This is a genomic window from Vibrio sp. 10N.222.52.B7 (assembly GCF_041474275.1).
Lineage (GTDB): Bacteria > Pseudomonadota > Gammaproteobacteria > Enterobacterales > Vibrionaceae > Vibrio > Vibrio crassostreae_C.
The window spans coordinates 1-404 of sequence record NZ_JBFRTU010000463.1; the positions used below are offsets into that span (position 1 = coordinate 1).

The 404-nt window shown below is 46.5% G+C and carries 1 protein-coding gene; it reads right to left on the bottom strand.

Features of this window, described 5'->3' with window-relative positions; all coding sequences use genetic code 11:
* The coding region (locus AB4512_RS23700) for an ABC transporter substrate-binding protein (protein WP_372175961.1) at positions 1-404 on the bottom strand (404 nt) is incomplete at both ends.

Below are 404 nucleotides of genomic sequence, written 5' to 3' on the forward strand. Positions count from 1 at the left end.
GTTTAGACTGATCTTCCGTTTTACTTGCTTGCTGTAAGAGCTCATCGTAATCGGGATTGCAGTAGCCACTTTCGTTTGCCGTGTGACCACAAGTGAACGCCTCTAACAGTGCAGAAGGCTCTGGGTAGTCACCAAATGCCCATGAGCGTGCAACTTGATAGTCACCAGCGCCTTTTGCCGCAACATACGCTTTCCACTCCATGTTTTCCAATTCTACCTTCACACCCAGCGGCTTCCACATCGATGCAATCGCTATTGCTATCTTTTTGTGATTTTCACTGGTGTTATAAGTCAGTGTGAATTTGAGTGGGTTGCTCTCGTTGTATCCAGCGTCAGCAAGTAGTGTTTTGGCTTTTGTTAAACGCTGCGTGCTGTCTAAAGAGTTGAATTCGGATAAAGGCGCT